This is a genomic window from Rothia nasimurium, assembly GCF_042660305.1.
In the GTDB taxonomy this organism is placed as follows: Bacteria; Actinomycetota; Actinomycetes; order Actinomycetales; family Micrococcaceae; genus Rothia; species Rothia nasimurium.
This window is the reverse complement of sequence record NZ_JBHSTW010000027.1, coordinates 12217-28940: the sequence shown is the minus strand read 5'-3', so window position 1 is coordinate 28940 and position 16724 is coordinate 12217. Positions and strand designations below refer to the sequence as shown.

The 16724-nt window shown below is 59.5% G+C and carries 16 protein-coding genes and 1 pseudogene; 7 read left to right on the top strand and 10 right to left on the bottom strand.

Features of this window, described 5'->3' with window-relative positions; genetic code table 11:
• A partial coding sequence (locus tag ACFP6B_RS10980; protein ID WP_377129949.1) for a hypothetical protein occupies positions 1-197 on the top strand: 197 nt, incomplete at its 5' end.
• 121 nt (positions 198-318) lie between these two features.
• Here ACFP6B_RS10980 and ACFP6B_RS10975 read toward each other — a convergent pair.
• From ACFP6B_RS10975 to ACFP6B_RS10950, 6 genes are all read right to left on the bottom strand, one after another.
• Entirely contained in the window at positions 319-735 is a 417-nt protein-coding gene (locus tag ACFP6B_RS10975) for a DUF4870 domain-containing protein (protein ID WP_377129947.1), read from the bottom strand.
• Positions 736-743: 8 nt separating this feature from the next.
• Positions 744-2015 (bottom strand): hypothetical protein, encoded by a 1272-nt coding sequence (locus ACFP6B_RS10970; protein WP_377129945.1) that lies wholly within the window; start codon positions 2013-2015, stop codon positions 744-746.
• A 6-nt stretch (positions 2016-2021) separates the two neighbouring features.
• Positions 2022-2354 (bottom strand): hypothetical protein, encoded by a 333-nt coding sequence (locus ACFP6B_RS10965; RefSeq protein WP_377129943.1) that lies wholly within the window; start codon positions 2352-2354, stop codon positions 2022-2024.
• Positions 2355-2533: 179 nt separating this feature from the next.
• The gene (locus tag ACFP6B_RS10960) at positions 2534-3085 is read right to left on the bottom strand and encodes an adenine phosphoribosyltransferase (RefSeq protein ID WP_135011408.1); all 552 of its coding nucleotides are present in this window, start codon (positions 3083-3085) and stop codon (positions 2534-2536) included.
• A gap of 9 nt (positions 3086-3094) precedes the next feature.
• Entirely contained in the window at positions 3095-4537 is a 1443-nt protein-coding gene (gene argH / locus ACFP6B_RS10955; RefSeq protein ID WP_377129940.1) for an argininosuccinate lyase, read from the bottom strand.
• A 120-nt stretch (positions 4538-4657) separates the two neighbouring features.
• Positions 4658-5860 carry an argininosuccinate synthase gene (locus ACFP6B_RS10950; protein WP_237199929.1) on the bottom strand — a complete coding sequence of 401 codons (1203 nt, stop codon included), beginning with the start codon at positions 5858-5860 and terminating at the stop codon, positions 4658-4660.
• A gap of 222 nt (positions 5861-6082) precedes the next feature.
• Here ACFP6B_RS10950 and ACFP6B_RS10945 point away from each other — a divergent pair, with 222 nt between their 5' ends.
• From ACFP6B_RS10945 to ACFP6B_RS10925, 5 genes are read left to right on the top strand one after another with little or no spacing between them, the layout of a single operon-like run.
• Positions 6083-6538 (top strand): hypothetical protein, encoded by a 456-nt coding sequence (locus tag ACFP6B_RS10945; protein WP_377129938.1) that lies wholly within the window; start codon positions 6083-6085, stop codon positions 6536-6538.
• Positions 6528-8081: an ATP-binding protein gene (locus tag ACFP6B_RS10940; protein WP_377129936.1), complete on the top strand. Its 1554-nt coding sequence runs from the start codon at positions 6528-6530 to the stop codon at positions 8079-8081. Before ACFP6B_RS10945 ends, ACFP6B_RS10940 begins: the two co-directional genes overlap by 11 nt.
• 41 nt (positions 8082-8122) lie before the next feature.
• On the top strand, positions 8123-8785 hold the full coding sequence (locus ACFP6B_RS10935; protein ID WP_237186803.1) for a response regulator transcription factor: 663 nt from the start codon (positions 8123-8125) through the stop codon (positions 8783-8785).
• Positions 8785-10302, top strand: a complete 1518-nt coding sequence (locus ACFP6B_RS10930; protein ID WP_377129933.1) for an SLC13 family permease — start codon at positions 8785-8787, stop codon at positions 10300-10302. Before ACFP6B_RS10935 ends, ACFP6B_RS10930 begins: the two co-directional genes overlap by 1 nt.
• Positions 10303-10331: 29 nt before the next feature.
• The gene (locus ACFP6B_RS10925; RefSeq protein ID WP_377129931.1) at positions 10332-11573 is read left to right on the top strand and encodes a glycerate kinase family protein; all 1242 of its coding nucleotides are present in this window, start codon (positions 10332-10334) and stop codon (positions 11571-11573) included.
• A 29-nt stretch (positions 11574-11602) separates the two neighbouring features.
• Here the strand turns inward: ACFP6B_RS10925 and ACFP6B_RS10920 are convergent, their stop codons facing one another.
• The gene (locus tag ACFP6B_RS10920) at positions 11603-13177 is read right to left on the bottom strand and encodes an AMP-binding protein (protein ID WP_377129929.1); all 1575 of its coding nucleotides are present in this window, start codon (positions 13175-13177) and stop codon (positions 11603-11605) included.
• 160 nt (positions 13178-13337) lie between these two features.
• On the opposite strand from ACFP6B_RS10920, the gene ACFP6B_RS10915 reads away from it, so the two are divergent.
• Positions 13338-13733 carry an ankyrin repeat domain-containing protein gene (locus ACFP6B_RS10915; RefSeq protein ID WP_377129927.1) on the top strand — a complete coding sequence of 132 codons (396 nt, stop codon included), beginning with the start codon at positions 13338-13340 and terminating at the stop codon, positions 13731-13733.
• Positions 13734-13787: 54 nt separating this feature from the next.
• On the opposite strand, the pseudogene ACFP6B_RS10910 reads toward ACFP6B_RS10915, so the two are convergent.
• From ACFP6B_RS10910 to ACFP6B_RS10900, 3 genes and pseudogenes are all read right to left on the bottom strand, one after another.
• A pseudogene (locus ACFP6B_RS10910) lies at positions 13788-14276 on the bottom strand (arginine repressor); the annotation flags it as partial.
• 16 nt (positions 14277-14292) lie between these two features.
• The gene (gene argF, locus ACFP6B_RS10905; protein WP_377129925.1) at positions 14293-15249 is read right to left on the bottom strand and encodes an ornithine carbamoyltransferase; all 957 of its coding nucleotides are present in this window, start codon (positions 15247-15249) and stop codon (positions 14293-14295) included.
• Between the two features lie 221 nt (positions 15250-15470).
• The gene (locus ACFP6B_RS10900) at positions 15471-16688 is read right to left on the bottom strand and encodes an acetylornithine transaminase (RefSeq protein ID WP_377129923.1); all 1218 of its coding nucleotides are present in this window, start codon (positions 16686-16688) and stop codon (positions 15471-15473) included.
• Positions 16689-16724: the final 36 nt, after the last annotated feature.

Genomic DNA, 16724 nt, shown 5'->3' with positions numbered 1-16724 from the left:
TAACGCTCATATTTTTGCCGCGGGTGGGGCCGTTGTCTAGTTGGTGGGTGTGGGGTGCGTGTCTACTTTTGAATAAGCCTCAAGGATCAGCTGAATCCACACCGCTCCCGCAAGCAGTCAAGCCAAACAAGGTAACTACCCCAATAGATAAAAAAATTTTACGACGCATCATGACCTCACAATATACGCAGAAATAATTGACATTAGCAGCATAGCAGATGCAAGAATATACGTTTGCTCCCCAGATCAATCTAGACATAGAAAAATCTAACCTGGCTTTCAGAAAACCAGGTTAGAAAACATACCGCAGATAAACCACTAACTCAAAACAGGAATTTTTATCGGAAAAGTTGCTATAGCACCAGCCTTTGCATCAGCAGCAGCCTTACAGTAGCGCGTAATCGCAAAAATCCATACACCAATCGCACAGAAAAAACCGATAACAGGTATGAAGACAAGCACCGTATTTACTAGAACTACCAACAAAGCAAAATTGAAGGTGTTTGCAGCATTGACCCTAACAAACGCGTATCCAGGTTTGTCTTTATTCGAAATCCAATAAAAGAATGCTGGAATAATCCCAAACGGTATTGATAGATAGTTCATGGTTGAAACGGATGACTTAGCATCAAAAGGAATCTGATTCCCATATGCATCAGTTGTTGATTCCTGAGACTGAGACATCTGCTGATAGGGATTAGAGCGAGATGGCTGATTATAATTTTCTTCTGACATTATTTTAACTACTTTTCAATTGAGTACTGATAGATATTTGAACCGCTAATAAAATATTTAGAGCTCATAAATTTCGCCCCGCGAACCTCTGAAGGTAGATCAACAATAACACCCTCCTTAGTTACGAGAACAGGAAGAGATTTATCGCCTTTTCGACCCAAGACAGTTCCATCCTCCGAGACAGCATTACATAAAACGTCTCCATAATCAGGGATTTCTTTAACTACTAAGTTATAAATTTTATTATCTTGGCCGCACCAATAGCCATTGATATAATCTGCTTGAGCCAAGCTTGTACGATTCAGAGGAGTCGGCGACTCTAGACCTGACAGTGCATCTGTGTAGCCAACACGGTTTACTAAGAAGTGATTAGAGTTCTGCAAAGCAATAAAGCTGTCCTCACCTACCTGAGTTGAAGCTATAAGGCCCGGCACCTTTGAATCACTGGAAAGAGCTACTAGTTCTCCATCAATAAAGGCATGGGGCTGATTAAACCCAGGCTTCTGGAGAGACCGTAGACGAGGCTCCTTACCATCTTCAAAAATTGCTATGTTCCCTTCTTCGGCAGCACCGTCAGAGAAATTTTGTTCAACAGGAACTGTTAAGACGATGGACTGACCCGGAACACCCGCTACCCAAGGAGCATTGCCGTAAGAAGGAGACAGCGGGTTTTCCTTGGTGAAGAATGTTTTCCCCTGCTGCTCACCATCTGCCATAGAAAACTGAGCAAAAGCATACACAGTGTTACCTGAGTTATATTTATCAGCACCCTCATTAGCCTGATATTTCAGCACAATTGAATCACCGATAAAAGCCGCATCATCAATCTGAGTCAGCTGATACCCTTCAGGCACATCAGCATCTGTAATTTCAATCCGCTGCTCTTCTTCACCACTGTCCAAAGAAATCTTAGCCACATATGGTGCAGAACGCGTATTTAGAATCAGTATCTGATTTTGGCGTAAGTCAGTGACAGAACCTACAGCAGTAAATTTCTGTACAGCCCCATTTGAAAGGTTGCCTGTTGAGGATACCGCAGTCAATAAGTCAGATCTGTTTCCTGTTGAAGCATTTGAATCGTTGCCAGATGCAGTGCTAGAAGGAGTTGAAGAAGCGGCAATAGACGAACTACTAGATACAGAAATTGAAGGAGTCGCGGCTGTACTAGTTGGCGCAGAGCTTGATTCACCGCTAGATTCGTTGGTTTCTCCAGATGAACATGAGGTCAATAAAGCCATAGCAACAAAAGCAGCAGATAGGAGGCTCTTGGAATGCTGCATAATAAATTACCCCTCGTACTTGAAGTCTTTGAGCTTAGCGGTCGGGTTAGAAACACCCGCTTCTTCTTCAACATTTCCCCAAAAACCATACTCGGTTTCTGTAAATCCACAGTATTGCCTAAGTTCATTTGCAAAGTCTTCACCAACAGTAGCCGAAGAATCTTCTGAAATTCCATTTTCTTTCATCAGAAGTTTGGTTGTTTCCTCTAACTGTGCAGTGTCATTCTTTGCTTGATTAAAGTAATCCTCGCAGGTAGTATCGCCGAGTTTGCTTCCACAACCGGTCAAAAGCGATGTAGCGATAAAACCAGCAGCGACGACGGAAAGAACTTTCTTCATTGCTCCTCCAAAGAAAGCGATCAGCCCTGGGCATTCAGGCCATTAGGGTGCGAATGTATGTGATACCTCTAAGTTACCCCCCCCCGATTTTGGCAAGGATAAAACCTTAAAATGGAATAAAAAATCCGCACGAGGCAGTCAACTCTGCCACGTACGGATAACCTCACTGTGTAACAGCTCTACTCAGCGACCAGAGACAGGGCCTCCAGGCGGTGGCCGGCCAGGATCTCGCGTCCGCCCAGGCCCTCAAGTTCCAGGAGCACGCCGATGCCGGCGACCTTCAGGTCAGCCATTTCCATCAGGTGGGTGGCCGCCTCAAGGGTGCCGCCGGTGGCCAGAAGGTCATCCACAATCAGCACACGGGAACCTGCCGGGATGTCGTCCTTGTGAATCTCAATCGCGGCCTGGCCGTATTCGAGGGAGTATTCCTTCATGTAGGTATCGCGCGGCAGCTTACCGGCCTTACGCACGGTCATGACGCCGGTACCGGCAATGTAGGCAATAGCCGAAGCCATCAAAAAACCGCGCGCCTCAACGCCAGCTACGATATCGAACTGACCCTCAAAACGCTGGGCGAGCTCTTCCATCGACGCCCGGAAGACCTGCGGGTTAGCGAACAGGGTAGTGACGTCGTAGAAGAGGATGCCTTCCTTGGGGTAGTCCTGAATCTGCGCGCAGGCAGCGGGAATCTGCTCCTCAAGGGGCAGGGAAGAATCAACGGGCTTAATCATGCTTTTAGCCTAGCTGATGACCTGGGGGCGGGCTGCGAAAGCACGCGCAGGTTCTAGCTCACTCTTGAGCGCTTCCAGCTGGGCGGCAACAGCGGACGGGGCGGTGCCGCCCTGGGCGCTGCGGGAGTTCAAAGACCCCTCAACGGTGAGCACTTCGCGGACGCCCGCGTGCAGGGCAGGTGAGATAGCCAGGTAATCCTCGTCGGTCAGGTCCCACAGTTCGCAGTCCTTTTCTTCGCAGACGCGCACAGCTTCACCGGCCAGTTCGTGGGCCACACGGAAGGGCACGCCCTCGCGCACCAGCCACTCGGCAACGTCCGTCGCCAGGGCAAAGCCCTGGGGAGCCAGCTCTGCTAGGCGATCGGTGTTGAAGGTGAGGGTGGCAATCATGCCGGAGACAGCGGGCAGCAGAACTTCGAGCTGGTCGATGGCGTCAAAGACCGGTTCCTTATCTTCCTGCAGGTCGCGGTTGTAGGCCAGGGGCAGGGCTTTCAGGGTTGCCAGTAGGCCGGTGAGGTCACCGATCAGGCGACCGGCCTTACCGCGGGCAAGTTCAGCGATATCGGGGTTCTTCTTCTGCGGCATAATCGATGAGCCGGTGGAGAAGGAGTCATGCAGGGTTACGAAGGAGAATTCCTTGGTGGCCCAGAGAATAATCTCTTCAGAGATGCGGGAGAGGTCTACCGAAATCATGGCGGCGATCCAGGCGAACTCGGCGTAGACATCGCGGGAGGCTGTGCCGTCAATGGAGTTGTGGGTTGCAGAGTTGAAGCCCAGGTCAGCGGCAACAGCTTCCGGATCCAGGCCCAGTGAAGAGCCCGCGAGCGCCCCGGAGCCGTAGGGGGAAACGGCGGCGCGCTTGTCCCAGTCAATCAGGCGGTCGAGGTCGCGAGAAAGCGCCCAGGCGTGGGCCAGGAGCTGGTGGGAGAGCAGGACGGGCTGGGCGTGCTGCAGGTGGGTGCGGCCAGGCATGGGGGCGTAGGGGTGGGCCTCGGACTGGGCGATGAGGGCATCGATGGTATCCATGACGCCCTTAGCAATGATGGAGGCGTGGTCACGCAGGTACATTCGGCCCAGAGTGGCAATCTGGTCGTTGCGGGAGCGGCCAGCGCGCAGCTTGCCTCCCAGGTCAGCACCGGCACGTTCGATCAGGCCCTTTTCCAGGGAGCCGTGGACGTCCTCGTCCGACTCCGCCGGGGTGTAGGCGCCAGAACGGACGTCGGCTTCAAGCTGGTCGAGGGCTGCAATCATGCCGGCCAGTTCGTCGTCGGTGAGCAGACCGGCCTTAGCCAGCACACGGGCGTGGGCGCGGGAGCCTGCAATATCGTAGGGCGCTAGACGCCAGTCGAACTGGGTTGACTTCGACAGGGCGGCAAGAGCCTCAGAGGGGCCGCCTGCGAAGCGGCCGCCCCAGAGGGCGCCGTCGTTAGTACCGTGCTTTTCAGCTGACATAAAAGTTACCTTTGCGGGGTTGGGAAAATCGTGCGGGGTACGGCAAAGCCGCCCGCCGGCGTCCTCACCCTTGAGCAGGGTAAGGACGCGCGGGGTTGGGCGGCACGGGCTGGGTGAGGTTTAGAGGCCCAGGCGCTGGTCGCGGGCTGAAGCGACCTTGGAGGACATGCCGAACAGCTCAATGAAGCCGCGGGCCATGGACTGGTCGAAGGTGTCTCCTTCGTCGTAGGTGGCCAGGTTGAAGTCGTAGAGGGAGGTCTCTGACTTACGGCCGGTCACAACGGCGCGGCCACCGTGCAGGTCCATGCGGATATCACCGTTGACCATCTTCTGAGTGTCATTGATGAAGGCATCCAGGGACTTCTTCAGCGGTGAGAACCACTGGCCGTCGTAGACCAGTTCGGTCCAGCGCTGGCCGACAATCTTCTTGAAGCGAGCCTGCTCGCGCTCGATGGTGACGTTTTCGAGTTCCTTGTGGGCAGCCATGAGAGCCATTGCGCCGGGGGCCTCGTAGATCTCGCGGGACTTAATGCCGACCAGGCGGTCTTCGACGATGTCGATGCGGCCGATACCCTGGGCACCTGCGCGGCGGTTCATAATCTCGATAGCTTCAAGCGGGGTAACTGCCTGGCCGTCGATAGCAACAGGGACGCCTTCCTTGAAGGAGATGACGACGGTGTCGGGGGTGGGAGCGAAGGTGGGGTCGTCGGTGTAGTCGTAGACGTCCTTGGTGGGGGCATTCCAGATGTCTTCAAGGAAGCCGGTCTCAACAGCGCGGCCCCAGACGTTCTGGTCAATGGAGAAGGGGTTCTTCTTGGTGGTGACGATCGGCAGGTTGTTCTTTTCTGCGTAGTCGATGGCCTTCTCGCGGGTCAGAGCCAGGTCACGCACGGGGGCGATGCACTTGAGCTCGGGGCCCAGGGTCTGGATGCCAACCTCAAAGCGGACCTGGTCGTTGCCCTTGCCGGTGCAACCGTGGGCAACGGTGGTGGCGCCGAACTGCTTGGCTGCTGCTACCAGGTGCTTGGTGATGACGGGGCGGGACACAGCCGATACCAGGGGGTAAGCGTCCATGTAGAGGGCGTTGGCCTTGAGAGCGGGCATGCAGTACTCGTTGGCGAATTCATCGCGGGCATCTGCCACGTAGGCTTCAACGGCACCGCAGTCGAGGGCGCGCTGGCGGATGGTCTCGAGGTCCTCGCCGCCCTGCCCTACGTCTACGGCAACGGCGATGACTTCTGCGCCGGTTGCTTCGCCAATCCAGCCGATGGCAACTGAGGTATCTAGACCGCCTGAGTAGGCCAGGACGATGCGCTCTTTCATGGTGCTCCTTGATATACGACGTTGTGGGGCAAGGTAGCCCCGCAGGTTCTATAAATAATTATGCACACTCAGACATAATTATGCAAAACGTATCAGTCAGTGATACGCGCTACTATCATCGCGCGCTACCCCAGAACCAGCAAGAGAAACGCGCGCCCAAAAATGAAAAAACCTTAATGGAATACTCACAGAACCTTTAAAGACAACTGCCACACTAGAACCATGCTCAAGAAATACATGTTCGGAATCCTGCTCCTGGCAGCCGCCGCCATCGTCGCGGCCCTTGCCCTGGTCATGACCTTTCGCGGCCAGCTCGGCGATGAAGTTGACCCCATCGTGCTCGACCGCACCAGCTCACCGAGTGCAACGGCGTCCGCCTCCCCTCGCACTGCCAGCGCAACGCCCACCGCGGCAGAAAGCTCCGAGGCAGCCACGGAACCCGAACAGACCCCAGCAGAAGAAGCACCTGCTGACCAGGCTCCTGCTGAACAAGCACCAGCCGAGCAAGCTCCCCCGGAGCAGGCCCCGGCAGAACCCGCCCCGGTAGCCCCAGCACCCGTGGTGGTTGAGCAGGCCCCCGCACCCGTCGCTCCCCCGGCACCCCAGGTAGAGTATTACCCCACCGAAGCCGACGACGATGACGACTACGAGGTAGATGACGATGGCGATGACGACTAAATGGTGGCCCCGCCGAACCACCCACCAGCGCACAGGCTCCGTGCGTCTGCGTATCGTCGCCTGGATGGTACTGGTCACCACCTTCGTTATCACCGGCCTCATCTTTACGGTGCGAGAAATCCTCATCAGCGAAGTCGGCACCAAGGCAGCGGCAAACACCAGCAGCGAAATCTCCGAGTTCCGCACCTTTGCCGAACTCGGCGTCGACCCCACTACCGCTGCCCCCTTTGAGAATCTTGACCAGATGCTCACAACTTTCGTTTCCCGCCAATACACCGGCTACAGCGAACAGCTCATCGGAGTCACACCCCAGCAGGTTATCTTCATCGACGAACAACAGCAGTTCACCGAAGACACCGGCTACCGGCTACACCAGGACAGAGACCTGCTGGCCAGCATCACCGGCAACAGCAGGACGTCGGGGATTGAGCAGACCCCGGCCGGGCCGGTGCACTGGGGCAAGGTAGAAGTCAGCCTCAACACCGACAGCGGCAGCCAGGCAGGCTACCTGGTCGTTGTCGAATACATCCAGCCAGAACTCGACGCGGTGCAGCACACCATCGTCACCATGATCTGGGTGGGCCTGGGCGGGCTAGCAGCCACGGTCGTCATCGCCTGGCTTGTAGCTTCCCGCATCACCAAGCCCATTCGCAGCCTGCGCACCGTAGCCCAGGACATCAACGACAAAAACTTTAGCGGCCGCGTCACCGTAACCGGCGACGACGACGTAGCAGCCATGGGCCGCACCTTTAACCAGATGCTCGACCGATTGGAGGAGTCAGCCATGATTGAACGCCAGTTTATGGACGACGTCAGCCACGAGCTGCGCACCCCCATCACCATCGTGCGCGGCCACCTAGAACTCATGGACCGCACCGAGGAACAAAACCAGACCCTGCAACTGGTCGATGACGAGCTAGAACGCATGGGCCGTATCGTCGCTGACCTGCTCACCCTCGCCAAATCAGAAAGGCCCGACTTCGTGGCGCCCCACCCGGTTGAGGTAGCAGAACTGATGATTACCCTGGACTCCAAGGTGCAGGCCTTCACCGGCCACCGCTGGATGATGGCCGACATCGCCGAGGGCGAGGTACAGCTTGACGAGCAGCGCATCACCCAGGCCATGGTGCAGCTCTGCGCCAACGCCGCCCAGTATTCGCCCGAAGAGTCAACCATCTCCATCGGCTCCCGCTTCGAGGGCAAGGGGGCAGAACGTACCCTCAACCTCTGGGTGCGCGACCGGGGCCCAGGCGTCAGCGAAGAAGATGCCGCCACCCTCTTTGAACGTTTCAAGCGCAACAACGCCAAGAACCCCGCCACCGCCAAGAAGCACTCCGTGGGGGCCGGGCTGGGGCTGGCGATCGTCCGTTCCATCGCAGAAGCCCACGAGGGGTCCGTCTGGATTGCCCAGCCGGACGACGGTATCGGCGCTATCTTCGGCATCACCCTACCGGTCACTGCCCCGGCAGACAGCGGCAAGGACGACACCGAGGCCCTAGCAGACAGCGTCTCCAGCGTGCGCTACCCCAGCTGGACCAAATAATACTTTTAGACCAGACCGTACCATCAGAAAGAAGCACCGCTATGAGCCATATCCTGATCGTTGAAGATGACCCGCGTATCTCGTCCTTCATCGTCAAGGGCCTCAAGTCAGCCGGCTACACCTCAACCCTGATCGACGAAGGCCGCTCAGCCTACGCCCTGGCCAAGGTCAGCGACTTCGACCTCATCATCCTCGATGTAGGCCTACCCGGCATGGACGGATTCACCATCATGAAGGCCCTACGCGCCGACGGCATCACCACCCCCATCATCATGCTCACCGCCCGCGACTCCGTCTCAGACACCCTCGAAGGGCTCGAAAACGGCGCTAATGACTACATGACCAAGCCCTTCCAGTTTGCCGAGCTACTGGCCCGCATCCGCCTGCGCCTGCTCGATACCAACCGCGAAGAAAGCAGCGCATCCACCCTCACCCACCGCGACCTCGTCCTCAATGTGCTCACCCGCCAGATCACCGTCTCAGGAGCCAGCACCGAGCTCACCAGCCGCGAGTTTGCCCTGCTAGAGACCTTCATGCGCCACAAGAACCAGGTGCTCTCCCGAGAGCAGCTCCTGGGGCAGGTGTGGGGTATGGACTTCGACCCCAACTCCAACATCGTTGACGTCTACATTCGCGCCCTTCGCAAGAAAATCGGCGACGACTACATCGCAACCGTACGCGGGGCAGGCTACAGGTTCGTCTAATGAAACTTCTCTACACCTCAACCTCCACCCCGGCGCAGGAGCCGCCGCCCCACACCGCGCCGCTACCGGTACAGGCCCCCAGCTTCATCACCGTCAAGGTGCTTATATCCTTCTTCCTGGCGGTGCTCCTGATTGCGGGCACAGCCCTGACCGGAGTCACCTCAGAAGAGCTCTCCCTCGAAGGGGCCCTCACCCTCACCATCTTTATTCTGGCGATCTGGGCCTGGGTGTTCAGCCCGCTGTCAGACACCTACGTCTCACTCGCAGCTGCGGTAGCTCTGGTGCTCACCGGCATCATCAGCACCGACCAGTTCACCGCCTCACTGGGTACCTCGGCTGTCTGGCTGCTGGTGGCCGCTGTGGTGATGGCCCAAGCGCTGACCGCCTCAGGTCTCACCCGCCGTCTCACCGCCCGGCTCGTAGCACTGGCCCGCACCCCGCGTCAGCTCGCCCACCTCTACAACCTAGCCCTCTTTCTGACCGTCTACCTAGTCCCCTCACCTTCAGGCCGAGCAGCCCTTGCCCTGCCCATCTACCTGGCCATGGCAGAAGCTATGCCCGACCGCCCCAAGCTGGTCAAGGCCCTGGGAATCCTAGCGCCCTCCACCATCCTGGTCTCAGCGGTTGCCTCGTTTATCGGTGCAGGTGCCCACCTGGTCACCGCCGAAATCCTGGTGGCCTACGGGCTAGAAACCATCGGCTTCCTTGAATGGATGGTTCTGGGCTCAGGCCTGGGTCTGCTTGCCTCGCTTCTGGTCACCGAACTGGTCTTCGCGCTCTTCCCCACCCGCGACGACGCTCCGGCAAAACTGCACATCGACCTGGCAGACTTTGAAACCGAAGATTCCACCCCCGTACGTGGCGCACTTACCCAGCCAGAGAAAAATATCGCCCTGGTACTCGGCCTTGCAATCCTGCTCTGGTGCACGGAGTCCTTCCACGAGGTAGACCCGGTGATTGTGGCCGTGCTCGGCGCACTGGCCGCTAGTGCCCCTGGCTTCGGATCCGTCAAGCTGGCTGCCGCCCTCAAGAAGGCCCCCTGGCCCATGCTCATCTTCATGGCCACGACCCTGGCCATTGGTACCGCTCTCTCGGAGTCGGGGGCAGCGACCTGGCTGGCAGAGTCAATCTTCGCCCCGGTTTCAGGGCTAGGACGCAGCGGCGCGGCAGCCTTCGTGCTTCTCGTCATCGCCCTCTCGACGGTGGCCCACCTGGTGATTCAGTCCCGCTCAGCCCGCTCGGCCGTTCTAGTTCCCCTGATTATCACCGCCGCGATTCCCCTGGGGGTCAACCCGGTAGCAGCCGCCTTCATCTCAACCGCAGCCGCCGGCTTCTGCCACACGCTGACATCCAGCGCTAAACCGGTAGCCCTCTTTGCCACCATTGACGGCCGTCCCACCTACACCCCGTCCGACCTTCTCACGCTTTCGGCCTGGCTGGCACCGCTCCACGCAGCGCTCATTGCCGGCTTCGCCTTCTTCATCTGGCCGGCCCTGGGCCTGCCGCTCTACCTCTAAATCACCACACCTTTACAAGGAGAAACACCATGACTATGTCCATTCCCCAGCGTATTCTAATCGCCCCTTCCGGTTTCAAGGGCTCTCTTGAAGCTGATGTTGTAGCGGACGCCATTGCATCCGGTATCCGCCGCGTCATTCCCGGCGTCAACACCGTGACCATGCCGATTCCCGACGGCGGCGAAGGCACCGCAAAGATGCTGGCCGGTTCCACCGGCGGCACGCTCGTACACACCAAGGTCACCGGCCCGGTAGGCCAGCAGGTTCGTTCCCACTACGCCCTGCTCGGCGGAGCCCAGGACGGCGTCGCGGTCGTTGAAATGGCAGCGGCAGCGGGGCTCTCCCTGGTCCCTAAGGATCTGCGTAACCCCGCTGAAACCACCACCTACGGGGTGGGGCAGCTCATTGCTGCGGCACTCGATAACGAAGACGTACACACCGTACTGGTAGGCTGCGGCGACTCAGGCACCTCAGACGGCGGTGCCGGTGCCCTCTCAGCACTGGGTGCCCGTATTCTCAACGAGGCCGGAGAAGAAATCCCCCTGGGCGGTGCCCACCTGACCGAGGCTGCGTCCATCGACTACTCCGGTCTACACCCCCGCCTTTCCCAGGTACGCATCGTCCTGGCTCTCAACCAGCACAACATCCTGACCGGCCCCAAGGGCGTTGCCCGCGTCTTTGGCCCCCAGAAGGGGGCAACCCCCGAGCAGGTTGAACAGCTGGATGCGGCCCTAACCCACTGGGCCAACCTACTGGAAGAAACCTACGAGACCATGACCGACGGCAAGCTGCACATGGACTTCCACACCGGCGCAGGTACTGGTGCCTCCGGCGGTCTGGGGGCAGGGCTGGCTTTCATCGGCGCCGAGCTCACCCCGCGCTTTGAGGCCCTCATCGACTCCGGCCTGGCCGGCATCAACCTTGATGAAGAAATCCGCCACGCTGACCTGGTCGTTACCGCAGAAGGCGCTATCGACTTCCAGACCCCCAAGGGCAAGGTTCCTGCAGAAATCGCCGCCCGCGCCCAGGGTTCAGGTGCCCCGGTCCTCGCGCTGGCTGGCTCAATCGGTAAGAAGGCCTACCGCGTACACGATGCCGGTATCGACGCCTTCGCCTCGATTATCCCCCTGCCCATGGATCTCGAAGATGCCCTGGTCAACGGTGAAGAGCTGCTGACCGACTCGGCAGAGCGCACCTTCCGCATGATTCTGCTGGGTGCTTCGCTTTCGGCCTCCATGCGGTCCCGCCGGGCGCAGCTAACTGCCGCCTAAGGTAACCGGCGAACGGTAGAGGCTCTCCCCTAGACTTCCTGGGTGAGGGCCTCTGCCAGTACCCGCTTCAAAATTTTGCCGGTGGGCCCCAGCGGTAGCTCCTCTTTGAAAACATAGCGACGCGGGTACTTGTAGGCGGCAAGTTCCCGGCGGGCCAGCTGATCGAGGGACGCGGTCAGCTCAGCCTGCTGCGAAGCGTCCAGGGGTTCGCGCGGCACCACTACCGCCACAATTTCTTCGCCCACGGTCTCAGAGGGCTGCCCCACCACGGCTGCCAGCTGGACAGCGGGGTGGGTGTAGAGGACGTCCTCAATTTCCCGCGGGTAGACGCTGTTGCCGTTACGCAAGATCATGTCTTTGAGGCGGTCAACGATAAAGATATTTCCCGCCTCATCGAGTCGGGCTACATCGCCGGTAGCAAACCAGCAGCCCTTGAGCACCGCGGCACTGGCCTCGGGACGCCCCCAATAGCCGGCCATGACGTTGGGCCCGGCCACCCACAGTTCACCCGCTTCACCGGTAGCCAGCGACTGGCCCTGCCTATCGACCACTTTCACGTCTACCCCGGGTAGGGCCCTGCCGACAGAACCAATGACCAGGCCGTATTCAGCCCGGTTGAATGACACAACGGGTGCAGTTTCGCTCAGGCCATAGCCCTCGTAGATGGGGAAGGCTACCAGACGCTCAATATCAGCGTGGACGGAGGCGGGCAGGGCAGCCCCGCCCGATATACCGAAGCGGACGCGCCCCCGCAGCCGGTGCGCCAGGGCAGGGTCAGTGCCCAGGTAGCTGGCTAAGGCACTGTACATGGTGGGAACCGCAGCAAACACCGTAACTCCAGCACTGGCACACAGCTGGGCTGCCCCACCAGGAGTGAAACGCGGGAGCAGGGCGATAGCGGCACCCGCTGCGAGTACCGCGTTCATCGATACGCTCTGCCCAAAGGCATGGAACAGAGGAAGGCCCCCGAAAATAACGTCGTCTGACGTGAAACCAAAGACATCCACACAGGTCAGGGCGTTGGAGAGCATATTGGCGTGGGTGAGGGTCGCCCCCTTCGGGGCGCCGGTGGTTCCCGAAGTGTAGAGAATAACGGCCGGGTCCTGAGCGGCAACCGGGTGAGCCTCCCAGGGCTGCGGGGCGGGAGCGTCCACACCAAACATCGCATCGGGCGATAGCACCTCAAGGGTAAGCTGGCCTTCCACCTCATCAAGAATCTGCTCGCTCTCCTGCCCCACCCGGGTACCAGCGGCAGCAACCAGAAGCCGGGCGCCGGCGTCCTGCACCTGATAGGCAGCCTCACGAGCCGACAGCAGGGGGTGCATAGGCACCACCACCGCCCCGAGCGATAGGGCACCGTAGTAGAGGCCCACCATGGCCGGTACGTTCGGCAGGGCCAAGGCCACCCTGTCGCCGGGAACCAGGCCCCGCTCCCCCAGCCAGATGCGGGCAGAGCCGACCAGCTGAGCCAGCTGCTGGTAGGTCAAAGACCCACCTGCCCAGGTCAGGGCCTGGCGCTCAGAGCTAGCGCGGGCAGCAAGCAGGGCAGCCAGATTATTCTGGGAAGAGGGAGCTACGGTCTGCTGGTCGTGCTTGATATTCACTAAGGGAGCCTTTCCTTGCGGGGCCTAGCTGGCCCTGCCTATTCTTTCACACCCACCCGGTCAACACTTCTGAACGAAAGTTCTAAATAAGGTGGGCACAAGCTGTAGGGTGGTCTAGACAGGGTTGCTAAAGAGGCTCGCTTTCTGAGAAAGTGAAAGTATGACAGATGCGAACCATAGCCTGACCGAGCAGGACATCGACTTCCTCAACTCGGTCTTCGACCTGGCACGGGACAACAAGCCGGTAGCCCTCAAATCCCTGTTTGACCAGGGCGTACCCGTTGACCTGACCAACGCAAAGGGCGACACCCTGCTCATTTTGGCCGCCTACCACGAGCACTCGGAGCTGGTTCAGCTGCTGATTAACGAGGGCGCTGATCTTGACCGACTCAACGAGCGGGGCCAGACCGCCCTGGTCTGCGCGACCTTCCGTAACAATCTGCCAATTGCCCGCATGCTCCTGGACGCCGGAGCCGACGAGACCCTGGGGAGCCAGACCCCGGCCGACGTCGCCGAATTCTTCAACCTTGAAGAGATGAAGAAGCTCTTCGCCTAAAAAGTAGGGGCGGGCTACCGAGGTAGCCCGCCCCTGTTTTTAGTTTTTCTTTGCTTAAGCCGCCCACTCGAGGAAGAGGGCGGCTACTTTTTCGCCGCCGTTGGGGTCGCGGGTAATGACCATGACGGTGTCGTCGCCCGCGATGGACCCCAGCAGAGGCTCTAGCCCGGCCTGGTCAATAGCTGAGGCCAGGAACTGGGCTGCGCCCGGCGGGGTACGCAGGATGACCAGGTTGGCTGAGGCCTCGGCAGTCACGAGCAGTTCTTTGAAGAGGGAAACAAGGCGAGCGTCGGGGCCTTCCTGGGTGCTCCGACGGACGGGGTGGTTAGGTACGGCGTAGATTAGCCCCGATTTTTCGTCGCGCACGCGCTCGGCGCCAATTTCCACCAGGTCGCGGGAGAGGGTCGCCTGGGTGACTTTGAGCCCGTCGTCGGTGAGTAGCTGGGCTAGTTCGGCCTGCGAGCGCACGCGGTGGGTTTGGAGCACCTCGATGATGCGGGCTTGCCGCGCGGTTTTGGTGGAGGGAATCGCCATTGTTTCTTCTCTTTTTCTGGTCGGTTTAGCTGAGGGCTGTGCGGACGTCGGTGGCTAGGTTGGACTCGGCGAGCAGGAAGGCCATGAGGGCTTTTTGGGCGTGGATGCGGTTTTCTGCTTCGTCGAAGACGACGGAGGCGGGCCCGTCGATGACGTCGGCGGTGACTTCGTAGCCGCGGTAGGCGGGAAGGCAGTGGAGGAAGATAGCGCTGGAATCAGCCCTATTCATAGCCTCGGTGTTGACGGTGTAGGGCTTGAAGACCTGGGTGCGGGCTTCTTTTTCGTCCTCTTGGCCCATGGAGACCCAGGTGTCGGTGATGACGACGTCGGCGCCGGTCAGGGCCTGGTCGGGGTCGGTGGTGACCAGGATTGAGCCGCCGGTTTCGGCTGCCCGCTGCTGGGCTTCTGCGACGACGGAGTCAGCGGGAAGGTAACCCTCGGGGCCCGCGATACGAACGTGCATGCCCGCGGTGGCGCCACCGAGCAGGTAGGAGTTAGCCATGTTGTTGGCGGCATCGCCCAGGTAAACCATGGTGAGGCCTGCCAGCTTGCCCTTGTGCTCGCGGATGGTGAGCAAGTCGGCGAGGATCTGGCAGGGGTGGTAGTCGTCGGAGAGGGCGTTGATGACGGGCACGCGGGAGTGCTCAGCCATCTCTTCAAGACCCGCCTGGGCGTAGGTGCGCCAGACAATGGTGGAAACCATGCGGGAGATCACCTTGGCGGTATCTGAGATGGTTTCCTTATGGCCAAGCTGGGCTTCGCCGGGGTTAACAATCAGGGGGTTGCCGCCGAGTTCTGCGATACCTGCATGGAAGGAGAAGCGGGTGCGGGTCGAGGTTTTATCAAAGATGACGGCTGCGGTCTGGGGGCCCGTCAGAGGCTTGTAGCCGTAGCGGTCCGCCTTCATGGAGGCAGCCAAATCGAGCACCTGCGCCTGCTCGGCGGGGGTGAGGTCGGTGTCTTTGAGGAAGTGGCGGACCACGGTTTTCTCCTAGGGTTGGGGGCAGCGTTTCAGCTGACCTTTCATTATATGCACAGTTACTGATAGTTATGCAGTATGTGAATAAGAGTAGACATCGCGGATGCCTTTTGCGCCGACTGGCTGGGGCTGGCATGAATCACATGCGAGCGCTAGCGAGCCTGTGAGAAGGTTAGTCGGCAGAAAGGCATCCGCGATGTTCACCGATATTTTTCCATCTGCATTTACTGCTGTCGCGCGTCAGCCAGAATCGTGGGGAAGGCAGCGGTAAACTCTGCTAGTTCAGCGTCGGTGATGGTCAGGGCCGGGGCGATGCGGACGGTGCGGGCGTCCGGGGCATTGACGATGAAGCCTGCGGCCCGGGCGGCGGTCACGAAGGCTGGTGCCAGGGGCGCACCGGAGTCGGTAGTGTCGTCGGTGAGGACGATGCCGATGAGTAGCCCTGCTCCCCTGGTTTCTGCTACGCCGTCTAGTTCTTCGATAGCGGCTCTGAAGGTTGAGCCGCGTTGGGCGGCTGAGTCGAGGAGATGTTCAGCCTCGATGGTTTCGAGGGTTGCGGTAGCTGCTGCGGTGGCGAGGGGGTTGCCGCCGAAGGTTGTGCCGTGCATGCCTGCTTCGAGGGTGCGGGCGTTGTCGTCGCCGACCACGATCATGGCGCCGATGGGGAAGCCTCCGCCCAGGCCCTTGGCGAGGGTGATGGCGTCGGGCAGGTTGTCGCCGGTTAGTTCGCGGGAGTGTTCGAACCAGCGGCCGGTGCGGCCCATGCCGGTTTGGACTTCGTCCACGATGAGCAGGGCGCCGCGAGCGCGGGTGAGTTCGCGGGCGCGGGTGAGATAGCCTGCGGGCAGGGGCAGGACGCCGGCTTCCCCCTGGATAGGTTCAACGATGAGCGCTGCGACGTCGTCGGTGAGGTTTTCTTCCAGGGCTTCGAGGGTGGCCGGAATGTGTTTGATACCGGCGGGGAGGGGTTCGAAGGGCTGGCGGTAGGCGGGTTTCCAGGTGAGGGATAGGGCGCCGATGGTGCGCCCGTGGAAGCCGTGGTCCAGGGCTAGGATGGTGCCTTTACCGTGGAGGTTGCCGTGGCGACGGGCGAGTTTGTAGGCGGCTTCGTTAGCTTCGGTGCCGGAGTTGCAGAAGAAGACGCGGCCCGACTCGGTGCCCAGATAGCCCAGCAGGCGGTGGGCCAGGGAGATCTGTTGGGGGCTGGTGAAGAAGTTGGAGACATGGGCCAGGGTTGCGGCCTGCTCGCTGACGGCTTTTACCCAGGCGGGGTGGGCATGGCCAAGAGCGTTGACGGCGATACCGCCAAGTAGGTCAAAGTAGGTGGCTCCGTCGGCGTCCGTCACGCGTGAGCCCTGCCCCGAGACCAGCACCAGGGAGGGGTCGCCAAAGACCCCGAGTAGCTCATCTTTGTAGTTGTTTAATAGTTGTTCTTGAGACATGGTATTTCCCGTTGAAGTTAGCGAGCGAAATATCTG